Source organism: Bacillus sp. N6 (assembly GCF_052805735.1).
Genome location: NZ_CM127843.1, coordinates 267,501 through 272,500, shown reverse-complemented (window position 1 = coordinate 272,500; position 5,000 = coordinate 267,501). Strand labels below are relative to the sequence as shown.

Genomic DNA, 5,000 nt, shown 5'->3' with positions numbered 1-5,000 from the left:
GGATAACGCTTGCCACCTACGTATTACCGCGGCTGCTGGCACGTAGTTAGCCGTGGCTTTCTGGTTAGGTACCGTCAAGGTGCCAGCTTATTCAACTAGCACTTGTTCTTCCCTAACAACAGAGTTTTACGACCCGAAAGCCTTCATCACTCACGCGGCGTTGCTCCGTCAGACTTTCGTCCATTGCGGAAGATTCCCTACTGCTGCCTCCCGTAGGAGTCTGGGCCGTGTCTCAGTCCCAGTGTGGCCGATCACCCTCTCAGGTCGGCTACGCATCGTTGCCTTGGTGAGCCGTTACCTCACCAACTAGCTAATGCGACGCGGGTCCATCCATAAGTGACAGCCGAAGCCGCCTTTCAATTTCGAACCATGCAGTTCAAAATGTTATCCGGTATTAGCCCCGGTTTCCCGGAGTTATCCCAGTCTTATGGGCAGGTTACCCACGTGTTACTCACCCGTCCGCCGCTAACTTCTTGAGAGCAAGCTCTCAATCCATTCGCTCGACTTGCATGTATTAGGCACGCCGCCAGCGTTCATCCTGAGCCAGGATCAAACTCTCCAATAAAGTTAGTTTGTCTAGCATCTAAAAATAAAAATTGACGTTTCACGTTGTTTGTTTCGTTCAGTTTTCAAAGAACTACTTGGTCGCTCATTTGCGACTTCCTTATGTTAACATCTTCGTTAGTTAATGTCAACTAAGTTTTTCATTTTGTTTGTCGCTTGCGACGTTAATGTCATCGGCGACTTGTTCTATATTACACCTCTAAAGTATAATCGTCAATACGTTTTTTAAAAAACTTTATATTTTATAGATTTCATTTACGTATTTCTTCTATAGTTATATACAAGCACCCCACAGAACAATCTATGGGGTGCTCTTCTACCATAAAAACTATTGTTCTTTCGACGGCACCGAACAACTTCCATCAGCACAAGAAAGATCGCTTCCACCATCTGCTGAAAGTTCCTGTAACTTCGGTGCAGGATTCTCTTCTTCCCAAACTTGCTTAAGTGCACCAACAAAAGTTTCAAGTGGTTGTGCACCTGAAATAGCATACTTTTGATTAATAATAAAATAAGGCACTCCCGAAATTTGATATTGCTGAGCAATCGCTTCATCAATTCTAACATCATTTGCGTACGCATTTTTATCATTAATAACATTTAAAGCTTCTTGCTTATCTAAACCTGAGGCTGCAGCGATAATAGCAAGTGTATCCACATCACTTAAATTTTTCGATTCAGTGAAATATGCAAAAAGTAGATTCTCCGTAATCTCCTTTTCTTTTCCATGATTCTTTGCAAACTTCGCAAGACGATGCGCATCAAACGTATTCGTCGGCTTCATCTCATCAAAGTTAAAACTTAAACCCATACTAGCTGCATGATTTCCTAGCTGTACGTTATTACGCTTAGCTTCTTCAATACTAATTCCATACTTTGATGCAAGCACTTCATTAATACTTGTTCCAGAGTAAACGGGAGTATTCGGATCCAACTCAAAACTTTTAAACTCAACTTCAACATCCTTCTTATGTGGAAATTGCTCTAAAGCCATCTCTAATCTACGTTTCCCAATATAGCAAAATGGGCATACAAAATCCGACCAAACCTCAATTTTCATATAAACACCTCATTAACATTTAGTTTTCAATCATTGTAGCACTGAGATTAAGGAATTCAAAAGTTTTTGCTCTATCTCCTTCATATAGTACATACAAAAATACACTTATAGCAGACTACCTAATTAACAAAAAAAACGATAATCAAAAGGATTAACTATTATCCCTCCGATTATCGTCTATATAAATGCAACAACTTTAATTATGCCGGAATATACTTCCCTACGAACTTCCATACGGTATTCCAATATTTATTCGAATCTACTTTCTCCGCTTCTCCATGCCCAGCACCTGGAACAATTAATTTCTCTTTTTCTACTTTTGCAGCATTATATACTTCATCTAACATTTCAAAAGGAACGAATGTATCAGCATCCCCATGAATGAATAGCATAGGTGTTTTACTTTTCGCCACTTGTTTTACAGCTGAAGCTTCTTCTAAATCATATCCAGCTCTTAATTTTGTAACTGTATTTGCCGCATTCATAACAGGAAACTTCGGCAAGTGGAATAAATCTTTTAGCTGATAAGTAAATTCATCAATAACGGTTGAGTATCCACAATCTTCAATAATAACTTTAACATTAGAAGGTAAATCTTCTCCTGAAGTCATCATTACAGTTGCCCCGCCCATTGAAACACCAAATAGAGCTATTTCAGCATTAGGATCTTTCTTTAAGATTTGTTGAATCCAAATCAAAACATCTTTACGATCATGCCAGCCCATACCAACATAATCCCCTTCACTATTTCCGTGACCACGAAGGTCTGGTGCTATGACATTATAGCCTTGTTCATAAAAGTTACGAATATATTTCGTCATTTCTGATGCTCTACCATTGTATCCATGAACCACAATTGCCCATTTATGACTAGATGATTCATTCATATATTCATAGCCTTTTAAATTCAATTTATCGAAAGAACGTATAGTTAATGTGTTAGGTTTATACTTCGATACGAAGTTCGCATTCTTTTCTTCATTTGTAGCCAATACATCTCCCGATGCATTTACCGTTTCTACTAAATGAGGATTATCTTGCAAAAATTCTTTTTCTTGTTTCGCATTCAATGCGTAGTTATAAAAATAATTCCCAACTAACATATACACGATTAATAGAAGGACTAAGACTACTATAGTAATTATACCTATCCTTTTCATATTATCTCCTTTTCTAACTTAAATCTTCTTATATTAAAGTACATCAAAAAACAACTGTACTATTTTAACACACCAGTCAATCTTATCTTTAAGAAATAAAATAGAAAATCTTAAATTACATATCAAAAATCACGAAAGAAATCGAATAAAACTTATATAAATATGTAATTAGCTTTGAAAAGAAGTTACAAAATACAAAAAAGACGAGTCATTCTGACTCGTCTTAAAGTTGCTTGGCGACGTCCTACTCTCACAGGGACAAGGTCCCAACTACCATCGGCGCTAGAGAGCTTAACTTCCGTGTTCGGTATGGGAACGGGTGTGACCTCTCTGCCATCATCACCAAACTATGAAGGCATATTCCTTCAAAACTAGATAACATTGCTACATATTATATGGTTAAGTCCTCGATCTATTAGTATTCGTCAGCTCCACATGTCACCATGCTTCCACCTCGAACCTATCAACCTGATCATCTTTCAGGGATCTTACTAGCTTACGCTATGGGAAATCTCATCTTGAGGGGGGCTTCATGCTTAGATGCTTTCAGCACTTATCCCTTCCGCACATAGCTACCCAGCTATGCCCTTGGCAGAACAACTGGTACACCAGCGGTGCGTCCATCCCGGTCCTCTCGTACTAAGGACAGCTCCTCTCAAATTTCCTACGCCCACGACGGATAGGGACCGAACTGTCTCACGACGTTCTGAACCCAGCTCGCGTACCGCTTTAATGGGCGAACAGCCCAACCCTTGGGACCGACTACAGCCCCAGGATGCGATGAGCCGACATCGAGGTGCCAAACCTCCCCGTCGATGTGGACTCTTGGGGGAGATAAGCCTGTTATCCCCGGGGTAGCTTTTATCCGTTGAGCGATGGCCCTTCCATGCGGAACCACCGGATCACTAAGCCCGACTTTCGTCCCTGCTCGACTTGTAGGTCTCGCAGTCAAGCTCCCTTATGCCTTTGCACTCTACGAATGATTTCCAACCATTCTGAGGGAACCTTTGGGCGCCTCCGTTACACTTTAGGAGGCGACCGCCCCAGTCAAACTGCCCACCTGACACTGTCTCCCGGGTCGATAAGACCCGTAGGTTAGAATTTCAATACAGTCAGGGCGGTATCCCACCAGCGCCTCCACCGAAGCTAGCGCTCCGGTTTCAATGGCTCCCGCCTATCCTGTACAAACTGTACCAAAATTCAATATCAGGCTACAGTAAAGCTCCACGGGGTCTTTCCGTCCTGTCGCGGGTAACCTGCATCTTCACAGGTACTATAATTTCACCGAGTCTCTGGTTGAGACAGTGCCCAAATCGTTACACCTTTCGTGCGGGTCGGAACTTACCCGACAAGGAATTTCGCTACCTTAGGACCGTTATAGTTACGGCCGCCGTTTACTGGGGCTTCAGTTCAGAGCTTCGCTTACGCTAACCCCTCTCCTTAACCTTCCAGCACCGGGCAGGTGTCACCCCCTATACTTCGCCTTACGGCTTCGCAGAGAGCTGTGTTTTTGCTAAACAGTCGCTTGGGCCTATTCACTGCGGCTTTCCGTTAAGAAAGCACCCCTTCTCCCGAAGTTACGGGGTCATTTTGCCGAGTTCCTTAACCAGAGTTCTCTCGCACACCTTAGGATTCTCTCCTCGCCTACCTGTGTCGGTTTGCGGTACAGGCACCTTTTATCTCGCTAGAAGCTTTTCTTGGCAGCGGGGAATCAAAGACTTCGCTCCATAAGGAGCTTCCCCATCACAGCTCAGCCTTCACGATAAGCGGATTTGCCTACTTATCAGCCTAACTGCTTGGACGTGCACAACCAATCGCACGCTTCTTCTATCCTTCTGCGTCCCTCCATTGCTCAAACGATAAAGAGGTGGTACAGGAATATCAACCTGTTGTCCATCGCCTACGCCTGTCGGCCTCGGCTTAGGTCCTGACTAACCCTGAGCGGACGAGCCTTCCTCAGGAAACCTTAGGCATTCGGTGGACGGGATTCTCACCCGTCTTTCGCTACTCATACCGGCATTCTCACTTCTAAGCGCTCCACCAGTCCTTCCGGTCTGACTTCACTGCACTTAGAACGCTCCCCTACCACTGATACCATTGGTATCAATTCGCAGCTTCGGTGGTGTATTTAGCCCCGGTACATTTTCGGCGCAGAGTCACTCGACTAGTGAGCTATTACGCACTCTTTAAATGGTGGCTGCTTCTAAGCCAACATC

Annotated in this window: 2 protein-coding genes and 3 rRNA genes (2 of these 5 cut by a window edge); all 5 read right to left on the bottom strand. The window is 43.3% G+C overall.

All coding sequences use genetic code 11. The features are described from left to right. A 16S ribosomal RNA gene (locus ACUXVC_RS01560) occupies positions 1–565 on the bottom strand; it reaches 987 nt to the left of the window's first position. 327 nt (positions 566–892) lie between these two features. Then, positions 893–1,624: a DsbA family oxidoreductase gene (locus ACUXVC_RS01555; RefSeq protein ID WP_144465894.1), complete on the bottom strand. Its 732-nt coding sequence runs from the start codon at positions 1,622–1,624 to the stop codon at positions 893–895. 200 nt (positions 1,625–1,824) lie between these two features. Further along, positions 1,825–2,784: an alpha/beta hydrolase gene (locus ACUXVC_RS01550; protein ID WP_000821101.1), complete on the bottom strand. Its 960-nt coding sequence runs from the start codon at positions 2,782–2,784 to the stop codon at positions 1,825–1,827. Positions 2,785–3,015: 231 nt separating this feature from the next. Continuing rightward, positions 3,016–3,131 (bottom strand): 5S ribosomal RNA (rrf, locus tag ACUXVC_RS01545). A 48-nt stretch (positions 3,132–3,179) separates the two neighbouring features. Continuing rightward, a 23S ribosomal RNA gene (locus ACUXVC_RS01540) occupies positions 3,180–5,000 on the bottom strand (it continues 1,101 nt past the right edge of the window).

Bases quoted from the DNA above. Each gene is read 5' to 3' on its own strand.
- ACUXVC_RS01550 (WP_000821101.1), bottom strand. From the start codon at position 2,784: ATGAAAAGGATAGGTATAATTACTATAGTAGTCTTAGTCCTTCTATTA.
- ACUXVC_RS01555 (WP_144465894.1), bottom strand. From the start codon at position 1,624: ATGAAAATTGAGGTTTGGTCGGATTTTGTATGCCCATTTTGCTATATT.